Origin of the sequence: Acidithiobacillus albertensis, from assembly GCF_001931655.1 — a bacterium.
Classification (GTDB): domain Bacteria; phylum Pseudomonadota; class Gammaproteobacteria; order Acidithiobacillales; family Acidithiobacillaceae; genus Acidithiobacillus; species Acidithiobacillus thiooxidans.
The window spans coordinates 1,901,266-1,919,137 of the sequence record NZ_MOAD01000001.1 but is presented as its reverse complement, the minus strand read 5'-3'; the positions used below and the strand labels follow the sequence as shown (position 1 = coordinate 1,919,137).

Genomic DNA, 17,872 nt, shown 5'->3' with positions numbered 1-17,872 from the left:
GAATATGGACAACTATGAACTTCCGGATGCAACGGGACATTATGGACCTTATGGCGGGCGTTTTGTGGCGGAGACGCTGATTCCGGCACTGGATGAATTAAACCAGGCTTATCAGGAAGCTCAGGCTGATCCCGAGTTTCGCGCAGAATTACACAGTGAGTTGCGGCAGTTTGTCGGGCGTCCCAACCCTCTGTATCACGCCGAGCGCATCTCCCGCAGGCTGGGTGGTGCCCAGATTTATCTGAAACGGGAAGACCTGAATCATACGGGCGCTCATAAAATCAATAATGCCGTGGGACAGGCATTATTGGCCCGGCGCATGGGCAAGAAGCGGGTCATTGCGGAAACGGGAGCCGGGCAACATGGCGTGGCTACTGCGACGGTAGCCACCCGTTACGGTATGGAATGTCTGGTGTATATGGGTGAAGAAGATATTCAGCGACAATCCAGCAATGTTTTCCGAATGCGTTTGCTGGGTGCCCAGGTGACGGCCGTAACCAGTGGCACCCGCACGCTGAAAGATGCCCTCAATGAAGCACTGCGGGACTGGGTCACCCATGTGGATAATACGTTTTATGTTATTGGTACCGTAGCAGGCCCCCATCCTTACCCTGCCATGGTCCGGGATTTCCATCGCGTTATTGGTGATGAAGCGCGGGCGCAGTGTCTGGAGCTGACCGGACGTTTGCCGGACGTGTGCGTAGCCTGTGTGGGCGGCGGCAGTAATGCCATCGGCCTGTTTTACCCCTTCATCAATGATCGGTCGGTGCGTCTGATCGGTGTGGAGGCGGGGGGGCTGGGCCTGAGTACCGGCCAGCATGCTGCGCCACTGACCACGGGACGTCCGGGGGTGTTGCATGGTAATCGCACTTATCTCATGGAAGATGAAGACGGACAGATTCTGCCCACCCACTCGATCTCGGCCGGCCTGGATTATCCGGGAGTAGGACCGGAGCACGCCTACCTCAAAGACATTGGTCGTGCTGAATATGTGGCAGCGACTGATCAGGAAGCCTTGCAGGCCTTTCACGAACTGTGCCGCACGGAAGGCATCATTCCGGCCCTGGAGACCTCTCATGCCCTGGCCCATGCCTTTGCCATCGCGCCCGGCATGCGGTCAGATCAGACCATTATCGTCAATTTATCGGGCCGGGGTGACAAGGATATTCACACAGTCGCGGCTCTGGAGGGTATTCATTTATGAGTCGGTTGACAGCAATGTTCGCGTTGTTGCAGCAGAAAAATCGAGCGGCACTTATCCCTTTTATCACCGCCGGCGATCCTTCCCTGACGGCAACTGTGCCCCTCATGCATGCCCTGGTAGAATCCGGAGCGGATGCAATTGAGCTGGGCATGCCCTTTTCCGATCCCATGGCAGATGGACCCAGTATTCAGCGGGCCAGTGAGCGCGCCCTCGGGCGTGGCGTCAAGTTGCGGATGGTACTGGAATGGGTCCGCGAATTCCGGCGCAGCAATCAACAGACACCGGTCATCCTCATGGGTTATCTGAATCCGCTGGAAGCCATGGGTATGGCCACCTTTGCGGAGCTTGCGGCAGAGGCTGGCGTGGATGGGGTTATCATTGTCGATCTCACCCCCGAAGAGGGCCGCGAGGAATCCGCCCTGCTCAAGGCCCGTGGCGTGGACCCCATTTTTCTGCTGGCTCCCACCAGTGGCGCGGCGCGGGTGCAGACGGTCCGCGAACTGGGTAGCGGTTTTGTTTACTATGTCTCCTTGCGAGGCATTACCGGAGCGGCGCAGTCCGACTGGCCCGAGGTCCTCAAACGGGTTGGTGAATTGCGCCGGGAATTGGCTTTGCCAGTAGCCATCGGCTTTGGAATTCGTGATGCCGAGACAGTGACCCGTGTTGCCCAAGGTGCGGATGCCGTAGTGGTAGGCAGTGCCCTGGTGGAACAACTGGCCGATTGCAGCACTGATCAGGCAGCCGTCCAGGTAGCCAAAAACTTTATTCAAGCGTTGGCGGGTGCCGTACAAAAACCCCGGAGTGTTCAATGAGCTGGTTTGACCGGGTATTACCCCCCAAAATCAAGAAAAACCCTAATCCAGAGCCGCAAGCGGCGGAAAACAAGCGCACGGTACCCGAAGGGCTTTGGTCCAAGTGCCCCACCTGCCAAACGGTTTTGTATCGTACCGAGCTGGAAGAAAACCTGTTTGTCTGTCCCAATTGTGGTCATCATCAGCGCATTACGGCCCGGCAGCGTCTGGATTTTTTCCTGGATGCAGAACCGCGCCTGGAAATTGCCAAGGAATATGTCCCCGTTGATCCCCTGCGTTTCAAAGATCAGAAGCGCTACAAGGAGCGTTTGCAGGAAGCCCAGACCAAGACCGGTGAAAAAGATGCTTTGGTAGTCATGCGCGGCCTGCTGCATGGGCGTCCGGTAGTTGCTGCCGCTTTTGCTTTTGAATTCATGGGGGGGAGCATGGGTTCGGTGGTCGGCGCCCGTTTTGCCCGGGCCGCAGAAACCGCCCTGGTAGATCGCTGTCCATTGGTCTGTTTTTCAGCCAGTGGGGGTGCCCGGATGCAGGAAGGTCTGCTGTCACTGATGCAGATGGCCAAAACCTCGGCAGCCGTTGAACGCCTGGCCAAGGCCGGACTTCCTTTTATTTCGGTGCTGACGGACCCCACTATGGGTGGAGTTTCTGCCAGCCTCGCGACGCTGGGCGACGTGCTGATTGCCGAGCCCAAGGCCCTCATTGGCTTTGCGGGTCCACGCGTCATCGAGCAGACGATCCGCGAAAAGCTGCCGGTGGGGTTTCAGCGTTCGGAGTATTTGCTGGAACACGGGGCTATTGATCAGATTGTGGATCGCCGCCAGTTGCGTACGGTGATCGGTGAAATACTGGGAATGCTGACCCAGTCCAGCAGCAAACCTTAGGAGCTGATTGTGCCGCAGAACAGGGCGTCGACGGATGCCCTCAGTGATCAGGTGATTCGCATGGCCGGCCCGCCGGAACGGATTGTCCTGGGTCTGGAGCGCATGCGGACGGCCATGGCTTTGCTGGATTTGCCTGCGCGTTTGCCGATGCCGGTCATTACCGTGGCCGGTACCAATGGCAAGGGTTCTACGGTGGCTTGTCTGGAGACTTTTTATCGACAGGCCGGTTACCGGGTTGCCGCCTATACCAGTCCACATATCTGGTCGTTTAACGAACGCCTGCGGCTGAATGGCATATCTGCGCCGACATCTGACTGGGAAGCTGCCCTGGATGACATTGCGGCAGTGACTGGAAACATTGCCCTGACCTTTTTTGAAATCACGACCCTGGCTGCAGTGAAAATTCTCTGTGCGGCGCAGGTGGATCTGGCCATACTGGAGGTCGGACTGGGTGGGCGACTGGACGCTGTCAACGCTTTTGATCCGGACTGCAGCGTGCTGACTACAGTAGATCTGGATCATCAGGACTGGCTGGGCCCGGATCGACTGTCCATCGGTCGGGAAAAATCCGGAATTTTTCGGCCCGATGTGCCAGCTCTCTACGGGGATGCCGCAAATCCCTGCGCATCCGTGCTGGAAACAGCAGCGCAACATCAGGTGCCGTTACAATTGCTCGGTCGTGATTTCGACTTTGATGCGCAGGCCCGCCGTTGGTGGGGATTTGGCCAGACCCTGGCAATACCGGAACCGCTCTGGCCCGCTGCTGCGCAATGGCAGAACCTGGCCCTCGCCCTGGCCGCCGTCTGGTTTTTGCAAAACAAATTACCCGTTTCCGATGCGGCATTGAGCCATTGGTCAATCCGGCCAGATTTGCCGGGCAGGGCACAGATGTTACGGCCTTGGGGAGAAAACGGTCCGCGTCTGATTGTCGATGTAGCTCACAATCCTCAGGCAGTGGCACAATTGGCAATGCTGCTGGAGGGGCAGGGCGGGCGCTGCCATACCGTAGTCGCCATGCTCGCCGATAAAGACGTTGCAGGAACACTGAAAAACTTGCTCAGGCGTGTAGAAGTCTGGCATGTTCTGGAAATAACCGATACGCCACGTGCCGCCAGTGCTGCCAGTCTGCAGAAATGTTTGTGGGAAATGGGCGCTGCTCATGTGCACATTGAGGAAAACATGCAAACCGCTCTTGATGCACTGGGTGCCGTTTTGACTGCCGATGACAGCATTGTCTGCCTTGGGTCATTTCATCTGGTCAAGCAGTTGCCCCGGCAATGGCTGGAAGGTACCAGCGCGTGAATTACTGGCTGGATATTGTCGTTGTCGGACTGGTCGTATTATCCGCCCTGTGGGGACTGTTTCGGGGCATGGTTCGCGAATTTTTTTCACTGGCGGCCTGGGTTGGTGGATTTTATGTAGCCTGGACCTGGGGGGGGAGCTGGCTGGCGCCCCAGTTATCCCATGATATTCCTGTCGGATGGCGAGTACCCTTAGCCTCTTTTATCCTGTTTTTTGCCTGTCTGGTAGTTGGAACCCTGTGCGCTTTTGTGGTGCGTAAGTTATTATACGGCATTGGCTTTGGAGCCACCGACCGGTTTCTGGGCACTTTTTTCGGATTCCTGCGGGGCTTGGTGCTGATCGCCATTCTGGTCACATTGGTACAATCTTCGGATTTGTCCCATGAGTCCTGGTGGAAAAACTCCTGGCTGGCGCAGGAGCCCATAAAACACTGGTCACAATCGTTGACGGCGCCAGCCGTGTCCTATTTGGAGTCGCAGAAAATTGCACACTGAACGTTGGGAAGAACAATTGATAGAAGATGATCATTTCCATGATGAATGTGGAGTGATCGGCGTTTTTGGGCATCCGGAAGCCGCCAATCTGACTTATCTGGGGCTTTACGCCCTGCAACATCGTGGTCAGGAATCTGCCGGTATTGTTTCGGAAGATCAGGGCAAGTTATTTGTCCAGCGCGGTATGGGACGGGTGGCGGATGTGTTTGGTCTGGAACAGATCAGCCAGCTGCCCGGCGAGCAGGCCATTGGCCATGTGCGTTATTCCACGGCGGGCGGTTCTGTGCTCAGGAATACTCAGCCGATTTTTATCAATTACCGGCACGGTGCTTTTGCCGTCGGGCATAATGGTAATCTGGTCAATGCCGATGAATTACGTCTTCGCCTGGAACAGGAAGGCGCCATTTTCCATACGGATATGGACACGGAAGTCATCGTCCACCTGCTGGCGCGAGTACCCGGAGATGACCCGGGAACACGTCTCGCTGCTGCACTGAAACAGGTTTCGGGTGCCTATTCCCTGGTCTGTCTGACCGAAACCCGCCTGATCGGCGTGCGCGACCCCATGGGTTTTCGTCCCCTGGTTCTCGGTCGTCTGATTGATTCCGGGGGGTTTGTGCTGGCTTCCGAAACCTGCGCCCTAGATTTGATGGGTGCTGAATTTGTCCGGGATATTGAGCCTGGCGAACTCATCATTATTTCCAAGGAGGGCATCGAAAGCCGCAGGCCTTTTGCCCCCGTCGAACGCAGAATGTGTGTGTTTGAATACATTTATTTTGCGCGCCCCGATAGCGTTCTGGATGGCACCCATGTGTATTCGGCGCGTAAGCAGATTGGCAGGGCCCTTGCCCATCTGCACCCGCGCGAGGCTGATTTGGTGGTGCCCGTGCCGGACTCTGGTGTTGCTGCGGCCATGGGTTATGCAGAAGCTTCCGGTCTCCCCTTTGAACTGGGCCTGATCCGTAATCATTATGTCGGCCGCACCTTTATTCAGCCCGCCCAGCGTGGCCGCGATTTTGGCGTCAAGGTCAAGCTCAATGCCCAACCCAATATTCTCCGTGGTAAACGCGTCATTCTGGTGGATGACTCGATTGTGCGCGGCACCACCAGCGCCAAAATTGTCAACCTGGTGCGCGCTGCCGGGGCCCGTGAAGTGCATTTTCTGGTCAGTTCACCACCAACGACGGGGCCCTGTTATTACGGTATTGATACTCCAGACCGCTCCCAATTGATTGCTGCCCAGCATAGTATTGAGGAAGTGCGGAAAATCATCGGGGCGGACAGTTTGGGCTATATCAGTCTGGACGCCCTCTACGAAGCGGTAGGTGCGCGCACTCAGGGATTTTGTGATGCCTGTTTCAGTGACGACTATCCGTTGCCTACCCCTGAAGGACATGGCTCCCGTCAGTTGCACCTGCTCAAGGAGGTGAAATGAGTTCAGAAAATCAGGATGCGGCTTGGACTGCGCAATTGCGTCCGGAAACCCTCGCTATTCGTTCGGGCATTCATCGAACCCAGGAACAGGAACATAGCGAAGCCATTTTCCCGACTTCCAGTTTTGTATTCGACTCCGCTGAAGAAGCGGCCGAGCGTTTCGCCGGGCGAGTCCCGGGAAATATTTACGCGCGTTTTACCAATCCGACGGTGCGCACTTTTGAAGAGCGTCTGGCAGCCCTGGAGGGTGCTGAGGCTTGTGTGGCGACCGCTTCAGGGATGGCCGCCTGCATGACGGCCTTCATGGGGTTATTGAAGGCCGGCGATCATATTGTCGCATCGCGTTCCATTTTCGGGACGACGGTACAGTTTCTCAGCAGCATTCTCGGACGTTTCGGGGTGGAAACCACCTTTGTGCCCCTGGCGGATTTAGAGGCCTGGAAAGCCGCCATTCGTCCGGAAACCCGCTTGCTGTTTCTGGAAACCCCTTCCAATCCCCTGACGGAGATTGGCGATATGGCGGCTTTGGCCGATCTGGCGCATCAACACGACGCCTGGCTGGTAGTAGATAATTGTTTCTGTACGCCGATACTTCAGCAACCCCTCCGGTTTGGGGCCGATCTGGTGTTACATTCTGCCACCAAATATCTGGACGGGCAGGGCCGGACTCTGGGTGGTGCCGTGTGCGGCAGTAACGCCCTGTTGAATAATGGGCCCCGCAATTTTGTGCGCACAGCTGGCCCCAGCCTGAGTCCGTTTAATGCCTGGGTGCAGCTTAAAGGGCTGGAAACGCTGGCTTTGCGCATGGAAAAGCATTGTCAGAACGCCCAGCAAATGGCCGAGTGGCTGGACAACCGTCCGGAAGTGGAACAGGTGTATTTCCCAGGCCTGAAAACGCATCCGCAATATGCCCTGGCCGCGCAGCAACAAAAGCGTCCAGGTGCCATCCTCTCCTTTGATCTGAAAGGTGGGCAGGCAGCAGCCTGGGCTTTCGTCAATGGCCTGCGTCTGCTTTCCCTGACCGCCAATCTGGGGGATGCCAAAACCACCATCACCCACCCGGCCAGCACAACCCATAGCCGGGTCAGTCCTGAAGCCCGGGCTGCTGCCGGCGTTGGCGATGGTTTGCTGCGCATCAGTGTCGGTCTGGAACATGTAGATGATCTACGGGATGATTTGCTACGAGGTTTTGCAGCCGCAAATAGCGCTGTCTGATTTGCGCTATGCTGTGTTTACAGAGAGTTGTTTCCCTATCATTGAACTGACGGAGAAAAAGAGATGACAAGATTCCGTGCCTTACAACGTTACGGCCTCCAGCCGGATACCCGCATTTGTCTGTTTGATAATGGTTTGCCCCTGAGTCTCAAGCCGGAAGACTCCGCACTGAATAGTATGACGGATCTGCGCCGCGTCCCGGCTGCATCCACCAAGCCGGAGTCCACTATTGATCAGGCCATGCAGCGCATGATTCATGTGGGCGTGCGCCTGTTATTTGTTCTGGATGATTTGGGGACCCTGGTCGGCTTGATTACGGCCCGGGATATCATGGGGGAAAAGCCGGTTCGGCTGGCTGCAGAAGACCATATCGCCCGTGATGACATCAAGGTCCAGAATATCATGGTGCCCCTTGGACAAATTGATGTGCTGGATTTTCCCGAGGTAGAACGCTCCACTGTAGGGGATATTGTCCTCACCTTGCGCAAGGCGGGTCGTCAGCATGCCCTGGTGCGTGAGGAAACCACGCATGGATTTGAAATACGTGGAATTTTTTCCATCAGCCAGATTGCCCGGCAGCTGGGTGTAACCCTGCAAAGTAATGATGTGGTGCAAAGTTTTGCGGGTTTGGAGCAACTCATCGCCAGTGATGACTAAACACATTCCGAGCAAAGTGCTGCAGGTGGGGGTCTGCCCCGGTGACTGAAGCAAACGGGCTGCTACTGGCAGCCCTCCTGATTTTTCTCAATGGATTCTTTGTGGCGGCCGAATTTGCCCTGGTCCGCCTGCGCAGCACCCATGCGCGTACTCTGGCCCAGGAACACGGGCTGCGTGGGCGCATTCTGGTGCGGATGCATGCGCGTCTGGATGCTTATCTTTCGGCCACGCAACTGGGCATTACCTTTGCCTCCCTGGGCATTGGCTGGATTGGTGAGCCCGCGATGGCGCATCTACTGGAGCCGGTGTTCCGGTTTTTCGGGGTTCGGGACCCGGCTCTGCTCCATTCCATCGCCCTGGCAGTGGGATTTGCACTGGTTTCATTCGTGGTTATTGTGATTGGCGAGTTGGTACCTAAATCCCTGGCCATTCGTAAAGTCGAAGCCGTTTCCCTGTGGACGGGCGCTCCGCTCTACGCCTTCTATTGGCTGATGTATCCCGCCATTTTTGTTCTCAATGGGGCAACACGCATGGTGCTGCGCCTGTTCGCCCTGCGTCTGGATCAGCATGCCGGTGATGCGCCGCATTCCCGGGATGAACTGGCGATGATTCTTGCCCTCAGCCAGGCTCAGGGAACCCTGGGTCAGCGCACCGGTGATATTCTCGACCGCACCCTGGACTTCAATGAATTGACAGCCGGTGATTTGATGCGTCCCGCAGCAGACATGATCTGCCTGATGCGCGAAGAGAGTTCCGAAGAAACCCGGGCAATGATGTTGCGCCATCGTTTTACCCGTTACCCGGTTTGCGAGGGCGACCGCCAGCATGTGATTGGTCTGCTGCATGTGAAAGACGCTTTTGCGCAGATGGCGCGCCATGATAATCTGGGCGATCTCAAAAGTCTTTTACGTCCCTTGCCTTCGGTCAATAAAGCCATGCCCGCCATGGACCTGCTGAGCCATTTTCGTTCCGGTCATCCGCATTTTGCGCTGGTGGTGGATGACCTTGGCACAATCACCGGTTTTGTGACGCTGGATCATGTTCTGGAAAGCCTCCTCGGCGTCATCCCCGACGAATTCCGCCATCAGCGCAAGGAGTGGCAGCGACGCCTGGATGGTAGCTGGGTGGGTTCAGGAAGCCTGTCCCTCTATTCCCTGGAGCGTTGTCTGGATCGGGATATTGACGAAGATGCAGCAGATACTATCGGTGGGCTGGTCATGCGCCAACTGGACAGGGTTCCGGAAGAAGGCGAAAGAGTAGCGTTTCCCGATTTTGATGTTCTGGTATTGCGCAAAAAAGGCCCGCGTATTACCCAGGTGCAAGTCATCCCGCATCCTGATAATGATGAGTCGGACTGGTTTTCCTGAAAAAGAGACAAGATGCTGAAAAGTGATTTTACCTACGATTTGCCCCCGGAACTCATTGCCCAGGAGCCACTGGCAGAGCGCAGCGCCTCGCGGATGCTGGTGATTGATGGTGATTCCGGTCAATGGCAGGATAGCTGGATTCGTGCGTTGCCCGAATGTCTCAATCCGGGTGACTTGCTGATTCTCAACGATACCCGGGTGCTACCGGCGCGGCTGCATGCCCACAAGGAAACCGGTGGCGCCGTCGAGTTGTTGCTGGATCGCCTGCTGGGGGAGGATCAAGGCTGGTTTCTGGCCAAATCTTCCAAAGCCTTGCGACCCGGCATGATGTTACAACTGGCGCAGGGCGATCGTGCGGAGGTGCTGGAAAAAGACGGGATGGATGTCCGCCTGCGCCTTCACCAGGCCTCCTGGTTGGCGGTGCTGGAATCTGAGGGCAGCATGCCGTTGCCCCCCTACATTCACCGTGCTCCCGAAGCCCGTGATCAGGAACGTTACCAGACAGTCTATGCCGATAAACCGGGGGCAGTCGCCGCACCAACGGCCGGACTGCATTTTGATCAGGGCTTACTGGAGGCGTTGGATGCCCGAGGCGTGGAGCGCCGTTTTGTGACCCTGCATGTGGGGGCGGGGACTTTTTTGCCGGTCCGCAGCGAGCAGGTTCAAGAACATCAGATGCATGCCGAAACCCTGATTGTTTCCCCGGACACCGTGGCAGCCATCACAGCTACCAAAGCCCGGGGCGGACGGGTGATTGCGGTAGGGACAACAGCCTGCCGGGCCCTGGAAACCGCCGGACAGGACGGCACCTTGCGTCCTTACGTGGGTGAAACCCGCCTGTTTTTGTATCCCGGCAAAAAATTTCAGGTGATTGATGCACTGCTGACCAATTTCCACTTGCCCGAGTCCACGCTGCTGATGCTGGTTTGTGCTTTTGCCGGTACTGAATGTATGCTCGCCGCCTATCAGCATGCGGTTGCCGCCCGCTATCGTTTTTTCAGTTATGGAGATGCCATGTTCATTACCCCTGCAGCGCTTTCGCGGTGCTTGCCCTGATGGGTATTTTTGAATGTCTGGCCAAGGATGGTGCAGCCCGGCGCGGTATTGTCCACTTGCCCCGGGGAGATATTCAAACGCCGGCATTCATGCCGGTAGGGACCTATGGCACCGTCAAGGCCATGGCCCCGGAAGAACTGAAAGCCATCGGTGCGGACATCATTCTCGGTAACACCTTTCATCTTTTTCTGCGTCCGGGGCTGGAAGTCATCACGGCCCTCGGCGGCCTGCATAAAATGATGCACTGGGACCGCCCCATCCTGACCGATTCTGGCGGCTTTCAGGTGTTCAGTCTCGGGGCCCTGCGCAAACTCCGTGAAGCCGGTGTGGAATTTCGTGCGCCTACGGATGGTCACAAGGTTTTTCTGGGACCGGAAGAGTCCATGCAGATTCAGGCCGTGCTGGGTTCGGATATCGCTATGGTTTTTGATGAATGCACGCCGCATCCGGCGACCTACGAGGAAGCACGGGTCAGCATGGAACTCTCCCTGCGCTGGGCGGCACGTTCGCGTCGGGCTTATCAGGGTCCTGGTCAGTTGTTTGGCATTGTCCAGGGTGGAATGTATGGTGATTTACGTCAGCGTTCTCTGGAAGGTTTGCAGAAACTGGATTTTCCGGGCTTGGCCGTGGGTGGACTTTCGGTGGGTGAAAGCAAGGCCGAGATGATGGAGGTGCTGGAAAATCTCATGCCGCAGATGCCCGGCGACCGACCCCGCTACCTGATGGGTGTGGGCGCGCCGGAAGATCTGGTAGAGGGGGTGTACCGGGGCGTAGATATGTTTGATTGCGTCATGCCGACCCGGAATGCCCGCAATGGCTGGTTGTTTACGCGCAACGGCATTCTCAAGCTCCGTAACGCCAGTTACGAAAAAGATCCACTTCCTCCTGATCCGGAATGCAGCTGCTATACCTGCCGCAATTACAGCCGGGCTTATTTGCGGCATCTGCAGCGTAGCCATGAAATATTGGGGGCGCGCCTGAATACCCAACATAACCTCCATTACTATCAGGAGCTCATGGCGGGGCTGCGCGAGGCTATTGTCCAGGGCCGTCTGGAGGCCTTCCGAAAGGAATTTTATCAACGTCGTACCGCGAGTTCCCTCATTGACGCCTAAAGGCTACAATGGGCGCCCGCAAACCTGATCAGGAGTGAATCATGAGTTTTTCACCGATTGCCAATGCCTATGCCGGAACTGCAGCCGGTGGTGGTTCAGACTCTGGACTGATCATGATTGTCTATATTCTGGTCTTCGGGGCAATTATCTATTTTATGATGATTCGTCCGCAGATGAGAAAATCCAAGGAACAACGCCAACTCATGGCTTCCATCTCCAAGGGGGATGAAGTGGTTACCGTCGGCGGCCTCGCCGGGCGCGTCATGCAACTGGGCGACGAATACTTGCACATTGAAGTCGCTGAAGGGGTTACCGTAAAAGTCCAGAAGGCGGCGGTCACCCTGTTGCTTCCCAAAGGGACTCTGAAAAAACTTTAAGGCCTGTTCATGACCCGTTATCCGTGGTGGAAGTACCTGATCATTCTCCTGGTTGTCATACCTGCGCTGCTTTATGCACTGCCCAATTTTTACGGTTGGCATGCTGCCGTGGAAGTCCGCGCCCCGATCGGAACGATCATTCCGCCCGTAACGACCCTGCAAGGCTGGCTCCAGGATGCCAAAATTCCGGTGAGCAGCGTCCGTAGTGATGCCCAGGGCAGCACATTCTTTTTTCCCAACGACAATGCCCAGGGGCTGGCCGAAACTTTGTTGCAGAATAAGCTTCCGGCCAACGCCCAGGTGATTCTGTCGCAAATGTCCGCCGAGCCCGACTGGCTGAAATCCGTAGGGGGCAAGCCCGTAAACCTCGGGCTGGATTTGCGCGGCGGCGTATATTTGCTCTTGCGCGTGGATACCGATGCAGTCATCAAGCACGCTCTGGAACAGGATAGTGGCAGTCTGCGCACTTTTCTGCGCCATAAAGATCTGCAATATCTGGCTGTGAATACTACGGGACCGGATGCTCTGGCCATCGAAATGGCCAGTCCGGCTTTGGCTGTGGAAGCGCAAAAAGTGATTGCCCGGCAATACCCCGATTATGCCGTCACCGTACAACCCAAGGGCATAATCGACGTCACCATCACGCCCGATGCCGCCAAGAAAATGAAAGACGACGCCTTACAGCAGGCCATTGTGGTAATTCGTAACCGTATTGACGAACTGGGCGTATCTGAGCCGGTGATTCAGCGCCAGGGCGTTGAGCATATTGCCGTGCAGCTTCCCGGTGTTCAGGATACCCAGCGTGCCAAATCGATCATTGGTTCTACGGCCCAGCTGGAATTCAAGATGGTGGATGATCAGGCCAACATGGCAGATGCCCTCAAGGGCCAACTCCCGCCGGGAACCGCCCTGTATTATGGTCTGCATAATTCACCCTATGTGCTGTATACCGATACGGTGCTGACGGGTCGTTATCTCAGTAATGCCAGTGCCGGCGTGGATAACAATAACGGCGAATCCATTATCAACGTCAGTTTCAATAATGCCGGTACCCGGATTTTTGGTGATCTGACCAGCAAAAATGTCGGCAAGCGCATGGCCATTCTGCTCGATAACAAGGTGGTTACGGCACCGGTGATTCGTGAAGCCATTACTGGCGGCAGAGCCCAGATCACCGGATTTGCCAATCTCAAAGCGGCCAGCAATGCCGCCATTGAACTGCGCGCAGGTGCCTTACCTGCGCCGGTTCACATTTCCGAGGAACGCACGGTCGGTCCTACCCTGGGGCAGGATTCCATTCATGATGGCGTCATGGCGGTGGTATTCGGCATGATTTTCGTGGTGGCCTTCATGACCATTTACTATCGGGCTTTTGGTCTGATTGCCGATCTGGCCATTCTGGTCAATATTCTCGCCATTCTGGCCGTGCTTTCCCTGATGGGCGGCACCCTGACCCTGCCGGGTATTGCGGGTATTGTTCTGAAAATCGGTCTTGCCGTCGATGCGAACGTGCTGGTATTTGAACGGATCCGCGAAGAACTGCGCCATGGCATGAGTGTCCGTGCCGCCATTGATGCCGGGTTCAAAAAAGCCTTTGCCACCATTGTGGACTCCAATATTACGGTGTTGATCGCCGCGCTGGTGCTCTTCCAGTTTGGTACCGGTGCCATCAAGGGATTTGCCCTGGTGCTGACTATCGGGGTCATTACCTCCATGTTTACTGCGACCATGATGAGTCGCGGTATTATCGAACGCGTCCTCGGTAAGCGGCGCATTCAAAAACTGTATATCTGAGGCCGCATCATGGAATTGTTCAAAGCCCGTACCCATGTGGATTTCATGTCGAGGCGCCGGATATTCCTCGGAATATCCGCCTTGTTGATTGTTGCCTCAGTAGCCGTATTTTTCGTGCGTGGGCTAAACTACAGCATTGATTTTACGGGCGGTACTTTGGTGGAGCTGGCCTTCAGCAAAACCCCGGATTTAGGCGCAGTGCGCGGTACCCTGACCACTGCCGGTTTTCATAATGTGGTGGTGCAAACCTTTGGTGGCGATCGTGATCTGTTGATTCGTCTGCGTACACAGCTGGGCGAAAGCAGCGCCGTCGGTACCAAAATTCTTCAGGTATTCCAGAAAAATCAGACGGCTTATCCTGACGTGCAATTACGTCGCACCGAATACGTGGGCCCGGAAGTCGGCAAGGAATTGCGCAATAAGGGCATCATGGCCCTGATTATTGTCACCCTGGGTATTTTGATTTATGTCGGATTTCGTTTTGAATGGCGTTTTGCTGTGGGTGGCGTATTGGCCATGCTCCATGACCCTATTCTGGTAGTAGGATTTTTTGCCATCACTCAGGAAGAGTTCTCGCTGACAGTTATTGCGGCTTTGTTGGTGATCATGGGTTACTCGCTCAATGATACCGTGGTGGTGTTTGACCGGATGCGTGAAGATCTGCGCGCCTCCCGAAGTGGCGATGTCGCGCAGGTTTTTAACGTGGCCATTAATGAAACCCTGTCGAGAACAGTCATCACCAGTTTTATCACCTTCATGGTGGCCCTCTCCCTGTTTCTGTTCGGGGGACCGGTGATTCATGGTTTTGCTACCGCCCTGGTGATTGGCGTTGTGGTCGGTACCTATTCCTCCATTTTTGTTGCCAGTCCTATTGCCTTATGGCTGGGACTGAAGCGCGAGCATGTTCTCAAACGCCAGTTCATCAGCTCCAAAGATCGCAATGATGGAGCACGTTTGTAAGTTCAGGCCGGACCTCTTGGCAAGCAGCGGCTGAAACAGGATATACAAAGACTTGCCGAAGACTGCACGAAAGCTTAATGTATGCCTCCACGGAGAGGTACCGAAGTGGCCATAACGGCGCCGACTCGAAATCGGATGAACAGAAATGTTACGTGGGTTCGAATCCCACCCTCTCCGCCAATATATACAAAGGGTTAGGTTATTTTTCCTGGCACATTTTCTTTGCTGGGTTGAATATGCAGCGTAATTGCAGCACACTGAAGTCAGTTTGAATTGGCTTTGAGGGGGTGGCAATGGCGTCGATTACACCAAGTTACGACAGGGAAGGGGAGCACATTGGATGGAAAGCGTCTGTCCGAAAGCGCGGCTACCCGCCTCAATACCGGACCTTCAGGACACGTAAGGATGCAGAAGCCTGGGCTCTAGTAATTGAGTCGGAAATGACACGAGGAGCCTGGCGCGATCGATCAGAATCTGAGGGTACAACACTTGCTGAGTGTCTTGATCGCTATCTCGCAGAGATAGTGCCAACAAAAAAGGGCGGGCGAAGGGAAGTGGATTACGTTCGGCAATGGAAAGCACGCCCTATCGCTCATCTGTACATGTCGTCTGTAATGGGCAAAGACGTTGCCCAAGCCATGAAAGATATGGAAGCGGAAGGAAAAGGGCCAAACACGATTCGGCTACACCTTGCTCTGCTATCTCATTTGTTCAAAGTGGCCCGGACCGATTGGGGCATGGAAGCCTTGGATAACCCGGTTGGGTTAGTCCGTAAGCCAAAACTGCCTCAAGGTCGCGATCGGCGGTTGGTTGGAGACGAAGAAGTTCGATTAGTGGCAACCTGCCGCGCCATAAATCCAGAAATAGCGGCTATTGTTACCTTTGCGATCGAAACAGCCATGCGTCAGGGGGAAATCCTGGGCATGACCTGGGATGACGTTGATCTGCATGGACGCACTGTGACATTGAGGCTGACTAAAAACGGTACGAAACGCGTGGTACCGCTCTCGAATGCCGCCTTCCAGTTGCTGGCTAACTTGCCTCGTCAATTAAATGGTCAAGTCTGGGAATATGGACAGGAAGGCGTCAAGTATGCATTTTCGGAGGCTAGGAAAAAGGCTGAGATAAAGGATCTGCACTTTCATGACTTGCGTCACGAAGCCACCAGTCGCCTATTTGAGAAAGGCTTCAACACTATGGAAGTATCTGCCATTACTGGTCACAAGACCTTGCAAATGCTCAAAAGGTACACTCACCTTAAGGCTGAAGATCTGGTAAAACGGCTGGGATGATCAGTAAATACCATGGCCGCCACTAATACTCCATGTTGAAGTGGAACTTTCAATATGGATTCCTAGGTGTAGGCGGTACCAAGGCTTCCTACTAATCCTGCCACTTGGTATCTACCAGCAATCATTCACCAATTAAATCTTGGTAGAGGTATACCTGATACAAATGTTTTTTCTCTGCGTGCTCTCAACGCTATTAAGTAGCCTAAAAAACCAGCAAATAAAAATCATTGTAGTGGAATGTGTGCTGTAAATTTGAACGTTTTGCCCAAATAATACCCAGGCGCACCCAGACAAGCGTAATTTGGCGACTAGTCACTAAAAATTGTGGCGAGCGTTACTCTGTCACAGTAATGGCATCAATGGCTTTCCCTATTTGCGAAAAAAACCCACGCTACAGTGGGCCAAATGTGTCGCAAAACACCCACCCGGACTATTCAGCAGGGGTCCTTTCGGGCAGGGACTTCAGTGGTTGCCACCTGAGAGAGTAGATGGTGTTTCTGCCTGTAGTTTCCCATTGTTTTGCCATGGCATGATCTCCTGTTTTCTTTCTTGGTTATGGTTGAGTGGTTTGAATCGCTGCGGGTTCCGATACCGGCGTTTCGGTTTCTCCTGTTTTTTTGGCGGTCAATTTACGCTCCGCTTCGCGCCTGGCGAGTAGGGCATCGCCGGATTGTTTCCATTCCTGAAAACGGGGGGATTCCGGTCCATCTTTCCAGGTCTTTGCTATTTCCAGCAACCCCCCGAGCAGTTGTTAACGGTCAATAGAGTATCATCCTGGATCAGCCGCATCCCATTGATTCTACGTTTTGAACAATTTCCACGTTTCACGAAGTATCATCCTGAGTAGCCCTACCGCCTTTGCCAACCCTGTGATGGTGGACAATAAAGTATCATCCTGGCACCTACTGACATCACTTGTGTTTGCGCTACACCAATGACACATAAGCAGCGGAAGCGGTCGTCCAGCGGACTGACCAGCATGCTCTCGAAACTCGTCACTATGGATGCAAACTTTAGCAGTCTTTTGAGAATGTTTTTCGAGAATTGCATGCAATCGTTTGATTTACTGTACAGCAATCACCTTCATCCGAAGTCTCTCAAAAACAGTCGGTTTTAACTAACCCTGCAAGTGGTATTTCCAGCTCAGTCGGATGATGGCAACAAAGGCGTTGGGAAGAGTCTGTCCCAGCCCATTTGCACCTGGATTAAAAATATACTGAAGGTCCGGCTGGAGGTAGAAATCTTTAAAGATCGGCTGCCGAAAATTGATCTCCACAGCGGTTTCTGCACCGCCTTCACTTCCTCCGGGGAACCGTTGCCACGCGCGATCTACGCCCAGACTGAAAGTTGAAGCAGGCGAGTTCAGAATGAAATGACGTAGGCGCAACCCGGCCGCCAAATAGGCGTGTACCGGGGACGTTTTTGCAGAATTCGGCGCCCCACTACCTTGCAAAAAAGCCCCCCAGTGAATGTGATCTACTCGCCAGCGATACTCTGCAGCGCCAAAAAAACCACCCTGGCTAGTAGAAGGCCCAATGCCAATATCTCTTGCCAGATACGTACTATCAACATGGTTGTAATATCCGCCCGCTTTGAAGGTAGCGTTACCCGAACCTATCGAGATGCGCTGATTCACTTCACCATAATAAATAACGCCGTCACCACCCCAGGGGGTCCTAAAGGGATGCACCCCGTCAGCGCCGAATGCGCCAGTAAGAATGGTCGTATTCCCCCACGTAGCCGAGACCATGGCCCCTAAACTCAATAATGTTTAGTTAGTAACGATCACGGCGCACGGGTTACAGGGAACCCTTAATGGATCGCCTCTATCCCTGATTGGATATGAACTCATTTTTCGGCGCACTCCGCGTGGGTTACGCTTACCCCGACTGGTAACAGCGCGACCGGAAGC

Annotated in this window: 17 protein-coding genes and 1 tRNA gene; 16 read left to right on the top strand and 2 right to left on the bottom strand. The window is 54.8% G+C overall.

Annotated elements, in window-relative coordinates:
• Nucleotides 1-4: 4 nt before the first annotated feature.
• The 16 genes from trpB (at nucleotide 5) to BLW97_RS09900 (ending at nucleotide 15,960) form a co-directional block, all read left to right on the top strand.
• Nucleotides 5-1,204, top strand: a complete 1,200-nt coding sequence (gene trpB / locus BLW97_RS09975; protein WP_075323050.1) for a tryptophan synthase subunit beta — start codon at nucleotides 5-7, stop codon at nucleotides 1,202-1,204.
• Nucleotides 1,201-2,016 carry a tryptophan synthase subunit alpha gene (gene trpA / locus BLW97_RS09970; RefSeq protein ID WP_075323049.1) on the top strand — a complete coding sequence of 272 codons (816 nt, stop codon included), beginning with the start codon at nucleotides 1,201-1,203 and terminating at the stop codon, nucleotides 2,014-2,016. The genes trpB and trpA overlap by 4 nt, the downstream gene beginning before the upstream one ends.
• Nucleotides 2,013-2,897, top strand: coding sequence for an acetyl-CoA carboxylase, carboxyltransferase subunit beta (gene accD, locus BLW97_RS09965; RefSeq protein WP_010642084.1), 885 nt, complete (start codon nucleotides 2,013-2,015; stop codon nucleotides 2,895-2,897). Before trpA ends, accD begins: the two co-directional genes overlap by 4 nt.
• A gap of 9 nt (nucleotides 2,898-2,906) precedes the next feature.
• Nucleotides 2,907-4,199 carry a bifunctional folylpolyglutamate synthase/dihydrofolate synthase gene (locus tag BLW97_RS09960; protein WP_207650587.1) on the top strand — a complete coding sequence of 431 codons (1,293 nt, stop codon included), beginning with the start codon at nucleotides 2,907-2,909 and terminating at the stop codon, nucleotides 4,197-4,199.
• On the top strand, nucleotides 4,175-4,693 hold the full coding sequence (locus tag BLW97_RS09955) for a CvpA family protein (protein ID WP_035218281.1): 519 nt from the start codon (nucleotides 4,175-4,177) through the stop codon (nucleotides 4,691-4,693). The genes BLW97_RS09960 and BLW97_RS09955 overlap by 25 nt, the downstream gene beginning before the upstream one ends.
• Complete coding sequence (gene purF, locus BLW97_RS09950; RefSeq protein WP_077218355.1) at nucleotides 4,683-6,128, top strand: amidophosphoribosyltransferase; 1,446 nt, start codon at nucleotides 4,683-4,685, stop codon at nucleotides 6,126-6,128. The genes BLW97_RS09955 and purF overlap by 11 nt, the downstream gene beginning before the upstream one ends.
• Nucleotides 6,125-7,342: an O-succinylhomoserine sulfhydrylase gene (locus BLW97_RS09945; protein WP_024894243.1), complete on the top strand. Its 1,218-nt coding sequence runs from the start codon at nucleotides 6,125-6,127 to the stop codon at nucleotides 7,340-7,342. Before purF ends, BLW97_RS09945 begins: the two co-directional genes overlap by 4 nt.
• 63 nt (nucleotides 7,343-7,405) lie before the next feature.
• Entirely contained in the window at nucleotides 7,406-7,999 is a 594-nt protein-coding gene (locus tag BLW97_RS09940) for a CBS domain-containing protein (RefSeq protein ID WP_024894242.1), read from the top strand.
• A gap of 41 nt (nucleotides 8,000-8,040) precedes the next feature.
• Entirely contained in the window at nucleotides 8,041-9,366 is a 1,326-nt protein-coding gene (locus BLW97_RS09935) for a hemolysin family protein (protein ID WP_075323048.1), read from the top strand.
• 12 nt (nucleotides 9,367-9,378) lie between these two features.
• On the top strand, nucleotides 9,379-10,422 hold the full coding sequence (queA, locus tag BLW97_RS09930; RefSeq protein WP_075323047.1) for a tRNA preQ1(34) S-adenosylmethionine ribosyltransferase-isomerase QueA: 1,044 nt from the start codon (nucleotides 9,379-9,381) through the stop codon (nucleotides 10,420-10,422).
• A complete protein-coding gene (gene tgt, locus BLW97_RS09925; RefSeq protein ID WP_075323645.1) occupies nucleotides 10,422-11,537 on the top strand; it encodes a tRNA guanosine(34) transglycosylase Tgt in 1,116 nt (371 codons plus the stop codon). Before queA ends, tgt begins: the two co-directional genes overlap by 1 nt.
• A gap of 41 nt (nucleotides 11,538-11,578) precedes the next feature.
• Nucleotides 11,579-11,914 (top strand): preprotein translocase subunit YajC, encoded by a 336-nt coding sequence (gene yajC, locus BLW97_RS09920; protein WP_010642072.1) that lies wholly within the window; start codon nucleotides 11,579-11,581, stop codon nucleotides 11,912-11,914.
• A 9-nt stretch (nucleotides 11,915-11,923) separates the two neighbouring features.
• Nucleotides 11,924-13,708, top strand: coding sequence for a protein translocase subunit SecD (gene secD / locus BLW97_RS09915; RefSeq protein WP_075323046.1), 1,785 nt, complete (start codon nucleotides 11,924-11,926; stop codon nucleotides 13,706-13,708).
• Nucleotides 13,709-13,717: 9 nt separating this feature from the next.
• Nucleotides 13,718-14,668 (top strand): protein translocase subunit SecF, encoded by a 951-nt coding sequence (gene secF, locus BLW97_RS09910; protein WP_075323045.1) that lies wholly within the window; start codon nucleotides 13,718-13,720, stop codon nucleotides 14,666-14,668.
• Between the two features lie 91 nt (nucleotides 14,669-14,759).
• Nucleotides 14,760-14,848: transfer RNA gene (locus BLW97_RS09905), tRNA-Ser, on the top strand.
• Nucleotides 14,849-15,108: 260 nt separating this feature from the next.
• Nucleotides 15,109-15,960 (top strand): site-specific integrase, encoded by an 852-nt coding sequence (locus BLW97_RS09900; RefSeq protein WP_242947788.1) that lies wholly within the window; start codon nucleotides 15,109-15,111, stop codon nucleotides 15,958-15,960.
• A gap of 553 nt (nucleotides 15,961-16,513) precedes the next feature.
• Here BLW97_RS09900 and BLW97_RS09895 read toward each other — a convergent pair.
• Both BLW97_RS09895 and BLW97_RS09890 read right to left on the bottom strand, forming a co-directional pair.
• Nucleotides 16,514-16,696 (bottom strand): hypothetical protein, encoded by a 183-nt coding sequence (locus BLW97_RS09895; RefSeq protein WP_075323043.1) that lies wholly within the window; start codon nucleotides 16,694-16,696, stop codon nucleotides 16,514-16,516.
• Nucleotides 16,697-17,077: 381 nt separating this feature from the next.
• Entirely contained in the window at nucleotides 17,078-17,710 is a 633-nt protein-coding gene (locus tag BLW97_RS09890; protein ID WP_075323042.1) for a carbohydrate porin, read from the bottom strand.
• Between the last annotated feature and the right edge of the window lie 162 nt (nucleotides 17,711-17,872).